We start from the raw sequence: 13,181 nt of genomic DNA, 5'->3' as shown, positions 1-13,181 counted from the left end.
CGATCATGGACAACTTGCCCCTTGGGCCGATGCTCGCGGTAATCGCCTTGCTGGTTTTGTGGGCGGCGCTGTTTACCGCCATCGAAGCCGCGCAACAGCACCTGCTGGCCCTGCGCCCCGGCACACGCCAGGGTGACAAGGCCGCGGCCCGCCTGAGCTTTCCGCGTAACAGCCTGATCCTGTGCAACAGCCTGTGCCGCGCCGCCGTGGTGATTCTGTGCACGCTGCTGGCCATCTACGCCTGGGCGCAGAACGGCCCGTGGCTCGGCTGGCTGATCTCTTGCGCCATTTTGCTGGTCCTGGCCGACTACCTGCCGCGTGCCCTGGCGGTTCGCCACCCGCAAGCCGTACTGGGTTTTGGCAATACGCTGCTGGGTGTGCCGCTGAAAATCCTCTACCCCCTGGCCTGGCTGCTCAATGGCATCAGCCTGTTATTGCTGCGCCCGTTCGCACGCAAGTCCGGCGTGGTGAAAAAGAGCGACGAGCCATTGCCCGATCACGACGATGAACCCGAGCCCGAGACCGACGAAAATCGTACGCCCGGCATGCCCGGCATTCACGCGCTGGACAACATCACGGTCAACGACATCCTGGTGCCGCGCAGCGAAGTGGACGGCATCAACCTGGATGACTCGGTCGAGGAGATCATCGAGCAACTGCGTACCTCTGAGCGCACACGCCTGCCGGTGTTCCACAGTGACATCAACCAGGTCGAAGCCGTGCTCAACACCCGGCAGATCCAACACCTGCTGCCCGATGCCAGCCTGACCAAGGAAGCCTTGCTCGCCGCCTGCCACGAACCCTATTTCGTCCCGGAAAGCACCCCCCTGCAACTGCAATTGCTGAACTTCCACAAACAGCAGCGCCGCCTGGGCATGGTGGTGGACGAGTACGGTGAAGTGCTGGGCATCGTGACCCTGGAAGACATCCTCGAAGAAATCGTCGGCGAATTCGAAAGCGATCAGGCTGTGGATAACCCGCATATCGAGGCACAGCCCGACGGCCGCTACATCATCGACGGCGCCGCCTCGATCCGCGACCTGAACAAAAGCCTGGGCTGGCACCTGCCCAGCGACGGCCCCAAGACTCTCAACGGCCTGGTCACCGAAGCGCTGGAAACCATTCCAGACTGCGCCGTGTGCCTGAAAATCGGTCGCTATCGCCTGGAAATCCTTGAGACCGAGGACAACCGCGTGAGCAAGGTGTTGATCTGGCACACCAGCCGAGTGCCCGTCGCCGCCTGATTCACTGGCTCAACACAGTCCAATGTGGGAGCGGGCTTGCTCGCGAAGGCGGTGGGTCAGCTAACCCTTCTTTGACTGATACACTGCTTTCGCGAGCAAGCCCGCTCCCACATTTAGATTATCTGCGTGCCAGCGCTACTTGTTGGATCCGCAAACCCCTTCCTATAATCGCCACGGCTTACCAAAGCCCCGCCCGACCGCGTGCTACCCGCACTCAGCGCGTCCAGGCAATGCTTTACCGTCTGACCGGTGTTTGCTCCCATCCCGAGCCGCTCCGCGCACACTCCGACACAAGGGTGTTCGACAATAATAATCCGCGACCAAACGCGCAACGACCGTCAGGGATACCTCCATGAGCACCACCTATAACGAGGCTGCGACCGCCGCCCCGAGCAACTCCACCGCACGGGTTGCGACCGCGAGCATCGTCGGCACCGCGATCGAGTTCTACGACTTCTATATCTACGCCACGGCAGCGGCGCTGGTGATCGGGCCGGTGTTCTTCCCGCAGACCTCCGGCACTGCGCAGATGCTGGCGTCATTCCTGACCTTCGGTATTGCCTTTATCGCCCGCCCGCTGGGCTCGGCGCTGTTCGGCCACTTTGGTGACCGTATCGGGCGTAAATCCACACTGGTCGCCTCGCTGCTGCTGATGGGCGTGTGCACCACACTGATCGGCTTGCTGCCGGGCTACGACAGCATCGGGGCCTGGGCGCCGATCCTCTTGTGCGTGCTGCGTTTCGGCCAGGGCCTGGGCCTTGGCGGGGAATGGGGCGGCGCGGCGTTGCTGGCCACCGAGAACGCACCGAAGGGCAAGCGCGCGTGGTTCGGCATGTTCCCGCAGCTGGGCCCGTCGATTGGCTTTCTCGCGGCCAACGGTTTGTTCCTGATTCTGGCCATGAGCCTGAACGACGAACAATTTCGCAGCTGGGGCTGGCGGATCCCGTTCATCCTCAGCGCCGCGCTGGTGATGGTCGGCCTGTATGCGCGCTTGAAACTGCATGAAACCCCGGTGTTCGCCAATGCCGTGGCCAAAGAAGCGCCGGTGAAAGTGCCGTTGGTAGAACTGTTCAGCCAACACTGGGTACCGGTTTTGCTGGGCGCCGCATCGATGGTGGTGTGCTACGCGCTGTTCTACATCACCACTGCGTTTTCCCTGAGCTACGGCGTGTCGACTCTGGGCTACAGCCGCGAAACGTTCCTCGGCTTGCTGTGCTTTGCCGTGCTGTTCATGGGCCTGGCAACGCCGATTGCCGCCTGGGCCAGCGACCGCTTCGGGCGCAAGCCGGTGCTGATTGTCGGCGCGATACTGACCATCCTGTCGGGCTTCACCATGGAGCCACTGCTGACCCACGGCTCGACCTGGGCGGTCGCGCTGTTTCTGAGCCTGGAGCTGTTCCTGATGGGCGTGACCTTCGCCCCGATGGGCGCGATGTTGCCGGAACTGTTCCCGACGCGCGTGCGTTATACCGGTGCTTCGGCGGCGTATAACCTGGGCGGGATTGTCGGCGCGTCGGCGGCACCGTTCTTCGCGACCAAGCTGGTGGCGATGGGTGGGCTGAGTTATGTAGGCGGGTATGTGTCGGCGGCAGCGGTGCTCAGCTTGATTGCTGTGTTGTGCCTGAAAGAGACGCGGGATAATGATTTGAATCGCATCGCTTGATAGACCGCTTTCGCGAGCAAGCCCGCTCCCACACTTGACCGAGTTCCAGCATGAGAATGCGGTCAAATGTGGGAGCGGGCTTGCTCGCGAAGGGCGCTACTCGGTTACAGCTCTACGACGACAGCCTTCGAAGCACGGGCTGCCTTGGCCCGAGCCGCTTCAATCGACTCATCCCGCGCCAACGCCACACCCATACGGCGCTGGCCATTCACTTCCGGTTTGCCAAACAGGCGCAGCGCCGTGTCCGGTTCGCTCAATGCAGCGCCGAGGTTGGCGAACGCCGTCTGAGTCGACTGCCCTTCCACCAGAATCACCGCCGAAGCCGAAGGCCCGAACTGACGGATCAACGGAATCGGCAGGCCCAGAATGGCACGGGCGTGCAACGCAAACTGCGACAAGTCCTGAGAAATAAGGGTCACCAAACCGGTGTCATGCGGGCGCGGCGACACCTCGCTGAACCACACCTGATCGCCCTTGATGAACAACTCCACGCCAAACAGGCCACGGCCACCCAACGCCTCGGTCACCGCTTTGGCAACGCGCTCGGACTCAGCCAGCGCAATCGGGCTCATGGCCTGTGGCTGCCAGGATTCCTGGTAGTCGCCCTTCTCCTGACGGTGGCCGACTGGCGCACAGAACGTGGTACCACCAATGTGGCGCACGGTCAGCAGGGTGATTTCGTAGTCGAAGTCGATAAAGCCTTCGATGATCACGCGGCCTTTACCGGCACGCCCGCCTTCTTGGGCGTAGTCCCAGGCTTTCTGCACGTCATCAGCGCTGCGCAGCAGGCTCTGGCCCTTGCCCGACGAACTCATCACCGGCTTGACCACGCACGGGAAACCCAGGTCTTGCACAGCCTTGCTGTAGTCCTCGAAAGTGTCAGCGAAGTGGTACGGCGAGGTCGGCAGGTCCAGCTCTTCAGCGGCCAGGCGGCGGATGCCTTCGCGGTTCATGGTCAGCGAAGTGGCACGCGCGGTCGGGATCACGGTGAAGCCTTCGGCTTCCAGTTCCACCAGGGTGGCGGTGGCGATGGCTTCGATTTCCGGCACGATGAAGTGCGGTTTCTCGGCTTCAATCACGGCACGCAGGGCGGCGCCGTCGAGCATGTTGATCACGTGGCTACGGTGCGCAACCTGCATGGCCGGCGCGTTGGCGTAGCGATCCACGGCAATCACTTCAACGCCCAGGCGTTGCAGTTCGATTACCACTTCCTTGCCCAGCTCACCGCAGCCACACAGCAAAACGCGGGTCGCGGTTGGCGACAATGGAGTTCCGATTCGGGTCATCTCAGGTCCTCAGGGGAGCGGATCATGGGGAGAAAGGCCGGCATTTTACATGAACTGTAAAAATTGGCCTCAGTTGGCGACAGCCCGTTTGCGCAAGCGCCAGGCCATGATCAGCCACACCACCGTGACCCCGGCGAATTTCGACACCAGCGCGGTGCCCGCCACGGCTGGCGTGAGTGCGCCGATCAGGCCGAAGAAGATAAAGGTATCAAGGGGAATGCTCAGCGCCGAACTGATCCACAGGCGGTCATGCAACGGGCGCTTGGTGATGCTGAACACCAGCCAGTCGATGCACTCGGACACCGCGAACGCCGTGGCGCTGGCCAGGGCGATAGCCGGGTCGGAGGTTACGTACGACAGCACCAGCGCCGCCAACATGGCGATGATTGCGCCATGGCCGAAACGGGTTTGCACCATATCGCGCAGGATGAAGACCAGGCCGCCCCAGGCGGACCAGATGATGTCCAGGTGCGGCGCGGTGGAGAAGGCGAAGTTGATCAGCACGACGCTGCTGATGTAGGCGATCAGGAAGAGCATGGGGGATGGACCTGTGGGTAATGCCGCACAGGGTACACAATTACAGGGATGTCGTCTGGCAGGGCCTCATCGCAGGCAAGCCAGCTCCCACATTTGAAGGTATTCACAATTCAAACTGTGGGAGCTGGCTTGCCTGCGATAGCGGTGGTTCAGACGCCAGATTTCCCGGAAACCATCCACACCAACCCACTCGCCACCGCCCGCTCATGGCACAACCCCAACACCACCCGGCGCTCAGCATTGTCCATGCGGCTCCAGCGCGTAATTTCATCCACCGTACGCTGGCAGCCCGTGCAAATATCATCATCGTCCAGCGCGCAAATGCTCACGCACGGCGAGGCGACGGGGCGTTCAATCGGGTTCATTCTTCCTGCTCAGCCAGGTCACGCGCGTAGCGCTGCGCGTTGTGCACATAGTGCGCGGCGCTGGCCTCAAGCATCTTTTTCTGCGCCTCGGTCAACTCACGCACCACCTTGCCCGGCGAGCCCATCACCAAGGAACCATCCGGAATTTCCTTGCCCTCACCGATCAGCGAATTGGCGCCGATGATGCAGTGTTTGCCGATCTTCGCGCCGTTGAGGATCACCGCGTTGATGCCGATCAGGCTGTAATCGTCCACCGTGCACCCGTGCAGCATGGCGTTATGGCCGATGGTCACGCCGGTGCCCAGGGTCAGCGGGTAACCCATGTCGGTGTGCATCACGCTGCCGTCCTGCACGTTGCTGTTCTTGCCGATCAGGATCAGTTCGTTGTCGCCACGCAACACCGCGTTGAACCAGACGTTGGCGCCCTCCTCCAGCTTGACCTTGCCGACCAGCGTGGCATTCGGCGCCACCCAGCTTTTCGGGTGCGTCTCGACGCGGGCGTCGCCCAGGCGGTATTTCATGGTTTTTCCTCACGGCTGGCCATTCAAGCGATGGCTTAGATATTGATGAAGCTCTTGGGCGGCTGGTGCAGGCTGATCTTGGCATCGTCATAGAGCAGGTTGATCAGCTCGACGATCATGATTGCTGTCAGCCCCCAGATCTTGTATTCGCCGAACCGGTAACTGGGCACATACCAACTGCGGCCCTGGTAGTCGATTCTGTGGGTATGTTCGCGCGGGTCCTGCCGGAAAAAATCCAGAGGCACACTGAAAACGGCGGCAATCTCGGCATCGTTGGCCAGGTATTCGACGTAATCGGGGATCACCCCGACATAAGGCGTGACCCGAATGCCATGCAGCGAAATCAGCGGGCTCAACGGGCCGATGACTTCAACCAGGCCGGGCGGCAGGCCGATTTCTTCTTCAGCTTCGCGCAAGGCGGTGAAGATCAGGTCCGGGTCTTCCGGGTCGCGGCGCCCGCCGGGGAATGCCACTTCGCCGCCGTGGGTCGACAGGCCGCTGGCGCGCAAGGTCAGGATCAGCTCGGGTTCGTCGCTGCGGGTAATCGGCACCAGCACGGCGGCCTCGGGGAAACGCCCGTCGGTTTCCAGCGTGTGGGGGGTGTGGTTGCTTACCCGGCGAAGTAGCTCGTCCAGCATGAGTCATCTCGGTCTGTTGGCTACCTTGCATCATGCACCAAAGCGGGCGGGTGCCCAACCCCAAAACCCTGGGCATGTCGCTAAACGACAACTTGCAGGGCCCCGCCTGCCACGCCAAGATAGGCGCACTCTCCAGGAACCCCAGCATGAACTTCTGCAGCCAGTGCGGCAAACCGGTTACCCAGCGTATTCCCGAAGGCGACGGCCGCCTGCGTTACGTGTGTGACCACTGCTCGACCATCCACTACCAGAACCCCAATATCGTCGCCGGCACCGTGCCGGTGTGGGGCGACAAAGTGCTGCTGTGCCGTCGCGCCATCGAGCCGCGCCTGGGTTACTGGACCCTGCCCGCAGGCTTTATGGAAAACGGCGAGACCGTGGAACAGGCCGCCGCCCGCGAAACCCTGGAAGAAGCCTGTGCCCGCGTGCGCAACTTGAGCATCTACACCCTGATCGACGTGCCGCACATCAGCCAGGTGCATATTTTCTACCGCGCCGAGCTGGTTGACCTCGACTTTGCCGCCGGCCCCGAAAGCCTCGAAGTGAAGCTGTTTGATGAAGCCGACATCCCTTGGTCAGCGCTGGCTTTCCGCACAGTCGGGCGTACTCTAGAATACTTTTTCGCCGACCGTCGCCAACAGGCGTTCCCGGTGCGCAGCGAAGCTGTACCGCCCATGGGCAAACCCACCGAATAAAAAACCGGCAAATGGCCGCTAAGGGAAACCGTTTTAATGCGTCTGTTGCTCGCTCTGATCTGCGTGTTTTTCGCGGCCTTTTCTTCAGCCTCCACGGTGCAAATCCTCGGTGGCAAACCTGTCGAAAAAATCCTGGTGCTCAAGTCTGCCCACCAATTGCAGTTGATCAACGACGGCAAGCCGCTCAAGACCTATCGCATTTCCCTCGGCAAAAACCCCAAGGGCACCAAACAGTTCGAAGGCGACCGCCGCACACCGGAAGGCTTCTACTGGATCGACTGGCGCAAGACCAGCGACCGCTTCAACCTGGCCATGCACATTTCCTACCCGAATATCAGCGACTCCGCCCGCGCGCGTCGCGAGGGTGTGAGGCCGGGCAGCATGATCATGATCCACGGCACCCCCGACACCGAGGAATACCCGGAACAGTGGTTTCACACCCTGGACTGGACCGACGGCTGCATCGGCATGCGCAACGTGGATATGCGCGAAGTCTGGAACCTGGTCAAAGACGGCACCATGATCGAGATCCGGCCGTAATCCGCGACCGTTCGTAAAATAATTCGAAAATAATTCCTGCCCCAGGCAGCGCCGGCCGGTGAATACCAGTTCACCGCGCCGGGCTGCGCCGTTCTGCGCGCGATACAGACCTCTCTAATACCACTTCACGGCAAGCCCCATTACAGGGCCCTAAATCCATTGTCTGCACTGTTTTGACTGCATTGACATGGTATTTAAGTGGTATTAATTTCCGGCCAATACCGGGCGACAACACTCCAATAACGCATCGGAAACCTTAACGATGAATCCCATCCTGGGCTTACGCCCCGACGACAAACAATCCACGCCGCTGTACCTGCAATTGGCGCGCAAACTGGAAGCGGCCATCCACGCCGGCCAGTGGACCTCCGAACAGGCACTGCCCTCGGAACGCGCCCTCAGTGAACAGCTGAGCATTTCGCGGGTGACCGCCCGCAAAGCGTTGGAAGTGTTGTTTGAGCAAGGCCTGATCCGCCGCAGCCAGGGCTCCGGCACGTTTATCACACCGCGTCTGGAACAACCGCTCTCACGCCTTTCCGGTTTCAGCGAAATGCTGCGCCTCAAGGGGTTCGTGCCCAGCTCGCTGTGGCTGGAACGCGACATCACGCCGCCGACCCACGAAGAACTGATCCGCCTGTGCCTGTCCACCAGCGACAAAGTGGCGCGAATGAAGCGTTTGCGCAAAGCCGACGACACGGTGATGGCGATTGAAATGACCGTCGTCCCTGCGTCGGTACTGCCGCAACCGCAAGCCCTGGGCAGTTCGCTGTATGAATACTTTGAAAGCATCGGCAAGCCCATCGTCCGCGCACTGCAGCATGTGCAGGCCATCAACGCCTCGGACGAATTCGCCAGGCTGGTGGGCATCGCCCCCGGCACCGCCATGCTGCTGATGACCCGCGTGGGCTACACCGCCGACAACACGCCGATTGAAATCACCGACACCTACTGCCGCAACGACTACTACGACTTCGTCGCAGAGCTGCGCCGCCACGACTATTCCGCTGAACTGCGAATTTAGAGAACTGCCCATGTCCGAAGACAACATCCTCACGCCCAGCGGCTGGGTTCGTGGCCGCCTGGTGCACGAGCACGGCAAGGTGATCGCCATCGACGGCGTGCCTTGCGACCCGGCTGAAAACGACCTGCCTTACGTGCTGCCGGGTTTTATCGACCTGCACGTACACGGCGGCGGCGGCAAAGACATCATGGAAGGCACCGCCGCGTTCGAGACCATCACCCGCACCCACGTGCGCTTTGGTACCACGTCGCTGCTGGCCACCACCATGACTGCGCCGGTGGAGGAAATCTCCCGTGTACTCGGCGAACTCGGCACTTTCTGCGAGAAACGCCCGACGGGCAGCGCCCGCGTCCTCGGCGTGCACCTGGAAGGCCCTTACATCAACCCGGGAAAACTCGGCGCGCAACCTAACTTCGCCCACACCGCGTTGATGGCTGAAGTGGAAGCCTATCTGCGCCTGGCCCCGATCCGGGTGATCACCATCGCGCCGGAAATCGCCGGCCACGACGCCCTGATCCGCGCCCTCAGCGAACGCGGTGTGCGCATGCAGATCGGCCACACCCTGGGCAGTTATGAAGAAGGCGTCGCCGCCCTCGCCGCCGGGGCCACCAGCTTTACGCACTTGTATAACGCCATGAGCCCGCTGCACCACCGCGAGCCAGGCATCGTCGGCGCCGCCCTGGCCCACGCCAAATACGCCGAATTGATCCCGGATTTGCTGCACGTACACCCCGGCGCCATGCGCGTGGCCCTGCGTTCCATCCCGTGCCTGTACTGCGTCACCGACTCCACTGCCGCCGCCGGCATGCCCGACGGCGAATACAAGCTGGGCAGCCACACCGTGACCAAATGCCTGGGCGGCGTACGCCTGCCCGACGGCACCCTGGCCGGCAGCACGCTGACCATGGACCAGGCGCTGCGCAACCTGGTGAAAATCGGCCTGCCGATCAGCGAAGCCTCACAACGCCTGTCGCAATTTCCTGCGGACTACCTGGGCCTGGAAGAACGCGGCCGCCTGCAACCCGGCAGCTTTGCCGACTGCGTGCGCCTGGACCGCTCCCTGACACTCACCGACGTAATGGTCGAAGGAGAAACCATTGACTTCAAAAATGCTTGAAGAGGCCCTGGCCTCCTCCGACGCCGTCGCGGCGCAACTGCAACGCCTGGGCCCGATGCTGGAAGAAGTCGCCGGCCGCCTGCGCCGCCAGCCGCCGCAAGTGGCGATGACCATCGCCCGGGGCAGCTCGGACCACGCCGCCAGTTACTTCGCCTACATCGCCATGCAGCACGTGGGCATTCCGGTGGCGTCGTTGCCGATGTCGGTGGTGACCTTGCTGCAGGCGCCGTTAAAGGTCAGCGGCCAGGTAGCGTTTGGCTTCTCGCAGTCGGGGCAAAGCCCGGATCTGGTCAACAGCCTGCGCCTGCTGCGCAAGCGCGGCGCCTTGAGCATTTCGATGGTCAACGCCGAAGACTCGCCACTGGAAGCCGCCTGCGAATTCCACGTGCCACTGTGTGCCGGGCCGGAACAAAGCGTGGCCGCGACCAAGAGCTTTATCGCCACCCTCAGCGCCAGCGCGCAGTTGATCGGCCACTGGAATCAGGACCTGTTATTGCTGCAAGCCTGCCAGGCCCTGCCCGAGGGTTTGCGTGAAGCGGCGACTCAGGATTGGTCCGCCGCCATTGAGGCTTTGCGTGACAGCCAGCGCCTGATCGTGATCGGCCGTGGCGCCGGTTTTGGCATCGCCCAGGAAGCCGCGCTCAAGCTCAAGGAAACCTCGGCGATCCAGGCCGAAGCCTTCAGCAGCGCCGAAGTGCGCCACGGGCCGATGGCGTTGATCGACGAGAACTACCCGCTGCTGGTGTTCGCCCCACGCGGTGCCGAGCAGGCCGGCCTGTTGAGCCTGGCTGCCGACATGCGCCAGCGCGGCGCCCGTGTATTGCTGGCCGCGCCGGACGACGTCGCCGAACGCGACCTGACCCTGAGCCGCGCCGAACACCCGAGCCTGGACCCGATCCTGGCGATCCAAAGCTTTTACGTCATGGCTGCAGGCCTGGCGGTTGCCCGGGGCATGGACCCGGACCAGCCGCGCCACCTGAGCAAAGTTACCCGCACTCACTGAGTCGCGTTTTCCTGATGAGTACCGTGCCCATGCCCTACAACAATAATGAATTGACCCTCAGCGCCCCCCTCAGTGGCCCGGTGCTGACCCTGGGCGACGTTCCCGACGAAGTGTTCGCCAGCGGCGCCATGGGCGACGGCATTGCCATCGACCCTTTGAACGACTGCCTGCACGCGCCCTGTGACGGGGTGATCATTCACGTCGCGCGCACCGGGCATGCCGTGACGATCCGCGCTGAAAACGGCGCCGAAGTGCTGATGCATGTGGGCATCGACACGGTAGAACTCAACGGCGAAGGCTTTGCATTGCTGGTGAAAGAAGGCGCGCGGGTCAGCAAGGGCCAGGCGCTGGTGCAGTTTGACCTGGACCGCATTGCGCGCCAGTGCAAAAGCCTGGTCAGCCTGATCATCCTGACCAATGGCGACGGTTTTGAGCTGCTGCCCATCGCCGCAAACGCCGTCAAGGTTGGCGAGCCGTTGTTGCAAATAGTGGCGCGTTCAACCGCTGCCAAACCGGCGGTTGTGGATAACTCGGTCACCGAAGTCCGCGCTACCGTGCGCATTACCCACCGTGGCGGCCTGCATGCGCGGCCCGCCGCATTGATCCGCAAGACTGCGCAAGGTTTCAGCAGCCAGGCCCATCTGCATTACGCCGGTAAGTCCGCCGCGTGCGACAGCCTGATTGGCTTGCTGGGGCTGGGGATTGGCGAGGGCGACGAAGTGCGCGTGAGCTGTCGCGGCAAGGACGCCGAGGCCGCCTTGCAGGCGTTGGTGGCCGCGTTGTCAGTCGCAGTTAAAGAAGAACATCACGCGCCGGTGGTCGTGGCTGCGCGGCGGATGAATACCGAAGCCGATGTGCTGCAAGGTGTGTGTGCGGCACCGGGCCTGGTCTGCGGGCCGCTGTTCCGCCTGACCGGCATCGAGCTGCCGGAAGACACCGGCCACCACGCCGCCGATGAACAACTGCAACGCCTGGACACGGCCCTTGAACAGGTGCGCGGTGAAATCCGCAGCACCCTGGACCACGCCCGCCAGCGCAAAAACGTTGAGGAAGAAGAGATCTTCGCGGCGCACCTGGCTTTGCTCGAAGACCCGACCCTGTTGGAAGCCGCCACCGGCGCCATCGAAACCGGCAGCGCGGCCACTCACGCGTGGCGCGATGCGATCCAGGCCCAGTGCGCGGTGTTGCTGGCATTGGGCAAGCCGTTGTTTGCCGAGCGCGCCAATGACCTGCGTGACCTGCAACAGCGTGTGTTGCGTGCACTGCTGGGTGAAGCCTGGCACTTCGAATTGCCGGCGGGCGCCATTATCAGCGCCCATGAATTGACCCCCTCGGACCTGCTGCAACTGAGTGCGCAAGAGGCTGCTGGCATTTGCATGGCCGAAGGCGGCGCGACGTCTCACGTGGCAATCCTTGCGCGGGGCAAAGGCTTGCCCTGTGTGGTCGCGCTAGGCAATGAAGTGCTCGACATCCCCCAAGGCCAACGCGTGGTACTCGATGCCGCCAACGGCCGCCTGGAACTGGCGCCCAGTGAGGCGCGCCACGCCGAAGTGCACGAGATTCGCGATGCACAAAAACTGCGCCGCCAACAGCAACAGGCTCAGGCCCAACAACCGGCGCACACCACCGACGGCGTGACCATCGAAATTGCCGCCAATGTGGCGTCCAGCGCCGAAGCCCAGGTGGCGTTCGAAAACGGCGCCGATGGCGTTGGCCTGCTGCGCACCGAATTTTTGTTCGTCGACCGCCGCACCGCGCCGGACGAACAGGAGCAGCGCCACGCCTACCAGGCCGTGCTGGATGCCATGGGCGACAAGTCGGTGATCATCCGCACCATCGACGTGGGCGGCGACAAACAGCTCGACTACCTGCCGCTGCGTGTAGAGGCCAACCCGGTGCTGGGCCTGCGCGGGATCCGCCTTGCGCAAGTACGCCCGGACGTGCTCGACCAGCAACTGCGCGCACTGCTGCAAGTGTCTCCGCTGGAGCGCTGCCGCATCCTGCTGCCGATGGTCAGCGAAGTGGATGAGTTGCTGCAGATCCGCCAACGCCTGGACGAATTGTGCGCCGAGCTGGAACTGACCCAGCGCCCCGAACTGGGCGTGATGATCGAAGTGCCCGCCGCCGCGCTGATGGCCGAGCAACTCGCCAGGCACGCAGACTTTTTGTCCATCGGCACCAATGACCTGTCCCAGTACACCCTGGCCATGGACCGCGACCACGCCGGCCTCGCCGCGCGGGTCGACGCCTTGCACCCGGCGCTGCTGCGGCTGATCGCCCAAACCTGTGCCGGCGCCGCCAAACACGGGCGTTGGGTCGGCGTGTGTGGCGCCCTCGCCTCCGACCCGCTGGCCACACCCGTGCTGGTGGGGCTGGGGGTCAGCGAGTTGTCGGTGAGCCCGCTGCAGATCGGAGAAATCAAGGACCGCGTCCGCCACCTGGACGCGGCGCAATGCCGGCAAATCAGCCGAGGCCTGCTCGACCTGAGCAGCGCCAAAGCCGTTCGCCAAGCCTGTCAACACCACTGGCCGCTGAGCTGACAACAACAAGA

13 protein-coding genes are annotated in these 13,181 nt (G+C 62.8%); 8 read left to right on the top strand and 5 right to left on the bottom strand.

Annotated elements, in window-relative coordinates; translation table 11 throughout:
* Nucleotides 1-5: 5 nt before the first annotated feature.
* Nucleotides 6-1,244, top strand: a complete 1,239-nt coding sequence (locus AB4P94_RS12010; protein WP_395610694.1) for a transporter associated domain-containing protein — start codon at nucleotides 6-8, stop codon at nucleotides 1,242-1,244.
* Between the two features lie 352 nt (nucleotides 1,245-1,596).
* On the top strand, nucleotides 1,597-2,907 hold the full coding sequence (locus tag AB4P94_RS12005; protein ID WP_395610693.1) for an MFS transporter: 1,311 nt from the start codon (nucleotides 1,597-1,599) through the stop codon (nucleotides 2,905-2,907).
* 104 nt (nucleotides 2,908-3,011) lie between these two features.
* Here the strand turns inward: AB4P94_RS12005 and purT are convergent, their stop codons facing one another.
* From purT to AB4P94_RS11980, 5 genes are all read right to left on the bottom strand, one after another.
* Complete coding sequence (gene purT / locus AB4P94_RS12000) at nucleotides 3,012-4,193, bottom strand: formate-dependent phosphoribosylglycinamide formyltransferase (protein ID WP_395610692.1); 1,182 nt, start codon at nucleotides 4,191-4,193, stop codon at nucleotides 3,012-3,014.
* 69 nt (nucleotides 4,194-4,262) lie between these two features.
* Nucleotides 4,263-4,730, bottom strand: a complete 468-nt coding sequence (locus AB4P94_RS11995; RefSeq protein ID WP_395610691.1) for a preQ0 transporter — start codon at nucleotides 4,728-4,730, stop codon at nucleotides 4,263-4,265.
* Nucleotides 4,731-4,879: 149 nt separating this feature from the next.
* Nucleotides 4,880-5,095 carry a DUF1289 domain-containing protein gene (locus tag AB4P94_RS11990; protein WP_395610690.1) on the bottom strand — a complete coding sequence of 72 codons (216 nt, stop codon included), beginning with the start codon at nucleotides 5,093-5,095 and terminating at the stop codon, nucleotides 4,880-4,882.
* Nucleotides 5,092-5,616 (bottom strand): gamma carbonic anhydrase family protein, encoded by a 525-nt coding sequence (locus AB4P94_RS11985; protein ID WP_395610689.1) that lies wholly within the window; start codon nucleotides 5,614-5,616, stop codon nucleotides 5,092-5,094. Before AB4P94_RS11985 ends, AB4P94_RS11990 begins: the two co-directional genes overlap by 4 nt.
* A 35-nt stretch (nucleotides 5,617-5,651) precedes the next feature.
* Nucleotides 5,652-6,254, bottom strand: a complete 603-nt coding sequence (locus AB4P94_RS11980; RefSeq protein WP_016971944.1) for a CoA pyrophosphatase — start codon at nucleotides 6,252-6,254, stop codon at nucleotides 5,652-5,654.
* A 146-nt stretch (nucleotides 6,255-6,400) separates the two neighbouring features.
* Between AB4P94_RS11980 and AB4P94_RS11975 the strand changes: the two genes are divergently transcribed.
* From AB4P94_RS11975 to ptsP, 6 genes are all read left to right on the top strand, one after another.
* Nucleotides 6,401-6,949: an NUDIX hydrolase gene (locus tag AB4P94_RS11975; RefSeq protein WP_395610688.1), complete on the top strand. Its 549-nt coding sequence runs from the start codon at nucleotides 6,401-6,403 to the stop codon at nucleotides 6,947-6,949.
* 36 nt (nucleotides 6,950-6,985) lie between these two features.
* Nucleotides 6,986-7,489: a murein L,D-transpeptidase family protein gene (locus AB4P94_RS11970; RefSeq protein ID WP_395610687.1), complete on the top strand. Its 504-nt coding sequence runs from the start codon at nucleotides 6,986-6,988 to the stop codon at nucleotides 7,487-7,489.
* Between the two features lie 262 nt (nucleotides 7,490-7,751).
* Nucleotides 7,752-8,510: a GntR family transcriptional regulator gene (locus AB4P94_RS11965; protein ID WP_395610686.1), complete on the top strand. Its 759-nt coding sequence runs from the start codon at nucleotides 7,752-7,754 to the stop codon at nucleotides 8,508-8,510.
* Nucleotides 8,511-8,520: 10 nt separating this feature from the next.
* Nucleotides 8,521-9,627: an N-acetylglucosamine-6-phosphate deacetylase gene (gene nagA, locus AB4P94_RS11960; protein WP_395610685.1), complete on the top strand. Its 1,107-nt coding sequence runs from the start codon at nucleotides 8,521-8,523 to the stop codon at nucleotides 9,625-9,627.
* The gene (locus AB4P94_RS11955; protein WP_395611322.1) at nucleotides 9,620-10,630 is read left to right on the top strand and encodes an SIS domain-containing protein; all 1,011 of its coding nucleotides are present in this window, start codon (nucleotides 9,620-9,622) and stop codon (nucleotides 10,628-10,630) included. The genes nagA and AB4P94_RS11955 overlap by 8 nt, the downstream gene beginning before the upstream one ends.
* Before the next feature lie 29 nt (nucleotides 10,631-10,659).
* A complete protein-coding gene (gene ptsP / locus AB4P94_RS11950; protein WP_395610684.1) occupies nucleotides 10,660-13,170 on the top strand; it encodes a phosphoenolpyruvate--protein phosphotransferase in 2,511 nt (836 codons plus the stop codon).
* Nucleotides 13,171-13,181: the final 11 nt, after the last annotated feature.

The sequence above is a fragment of the Pseudomonas sp. B22129 genome (assembly GCF_044218875.1).
Taxonomy (GTDB): domain Bacteria; phylum Pseudomonadota; class Gammaproteobacteria; order Pseudomonadales; family Pseudomonadaceae; genus Aquipseudomonas.
Note: the sequence above shows the minus strand (reverse complement) of the source record. Positions and strands in the feature narration are given on the sequence as shown.

Excerpts from the sequence above, each read along its gene's own strand:
- AB4P94_RS12010 (WP_395610694.1), top strand. The coding sequence starts at position 6 with ATGGACAACTTGCCCCTTGGGCCGATGCTCGCGGTAATCGCCTTGCTG.
- AB4P94_RS12005 (WP_395610693.1), top strand. The coding sequence starts at position 1,597 with ATGAGCACCACCTATAACGAGGCTGCGACCGCCGCCCCGAGCAACTCC.
- purT (WP_395610692.1), bottom strand. The coding sequence starts at position 4,193 with ATGACCCGAATCGGAACTCCATTGTCGCCAACCGCGACCCGCGTTTTG.
- AB4P94_RS11995 (WP_395610691.1), bottom strand. The coding sequence starts at position 4,730 with ATGCTCTTCCTGATCGCCTACATCAGCAGCGTCGTGCTGATCAACTTC.
- AB4P94_RS11990 (WP_395610690.1), bottom strand. The coding sequence starts at position 5,095 with ATGAACCCGATTGAACGCCCCGTCGCCTCGCCGTGCGTGAGCATTTGC.
- AB4P94_RS11985 (WP_395610689.1), bottom strand. The coding sequence starts at position 5,616 with ATGAAATACCGCCTGGGCGACGCCCGCGTCGAGACGCACCCGAAAAGC.
- AB4P94_RS11980 (WP_016971944.1), bottom strand. The coding sequence starts at position 6,254 with ATGCTGGACGAGCTACTTCGCCGGGTAAGCAACCACACCCCCCACACG.
- AB4P94_RS11975 (WP_395610688.1), top strand. The coding sequence starts at position 6,401 with ATGAACTTCTGCAGCCAGTGCGGCAAACCGGTTACCCAGCGTATTCCC.
- AB4P94_RS11970 (WP_395610687.1), top strand. The coding sequence starts at position 6,986 with ATGCGTCTGTTGCTCGCTCTGATCTGCGTGTTTTTCGCGGCCTTTTCT.
- AB4P94_RS11965 (WP_395610686.1), top strand. The coding sequence starts at position 7,752 with ATGAATCCCATCCTGGGCTTACGCCCCGACGACAAACAATCCACGCCG.
- nagA (WP_395610685.1), top strand. The coding sequence starts at position 8,521 with ATGTCCGAAGACAACATCCTCACGCCCAGCGGCTGGGTTCGTGGCCGC.
- AB4P94_RS11955 (WP_395611322.1), top strand. The coding sequence starts at position 9,620 with ATGCTTGAAGAGGCCCTGGCCTCCTCCGACGCCGTCGCGGCGCAACTG.
- ptsP (WP_395610684.1), top strand. The coding sequence starts at position 10,660 with ATGCCCTACAACAATAATGAATTGACCCTCAGCGCCCCCCTCAGTGGC.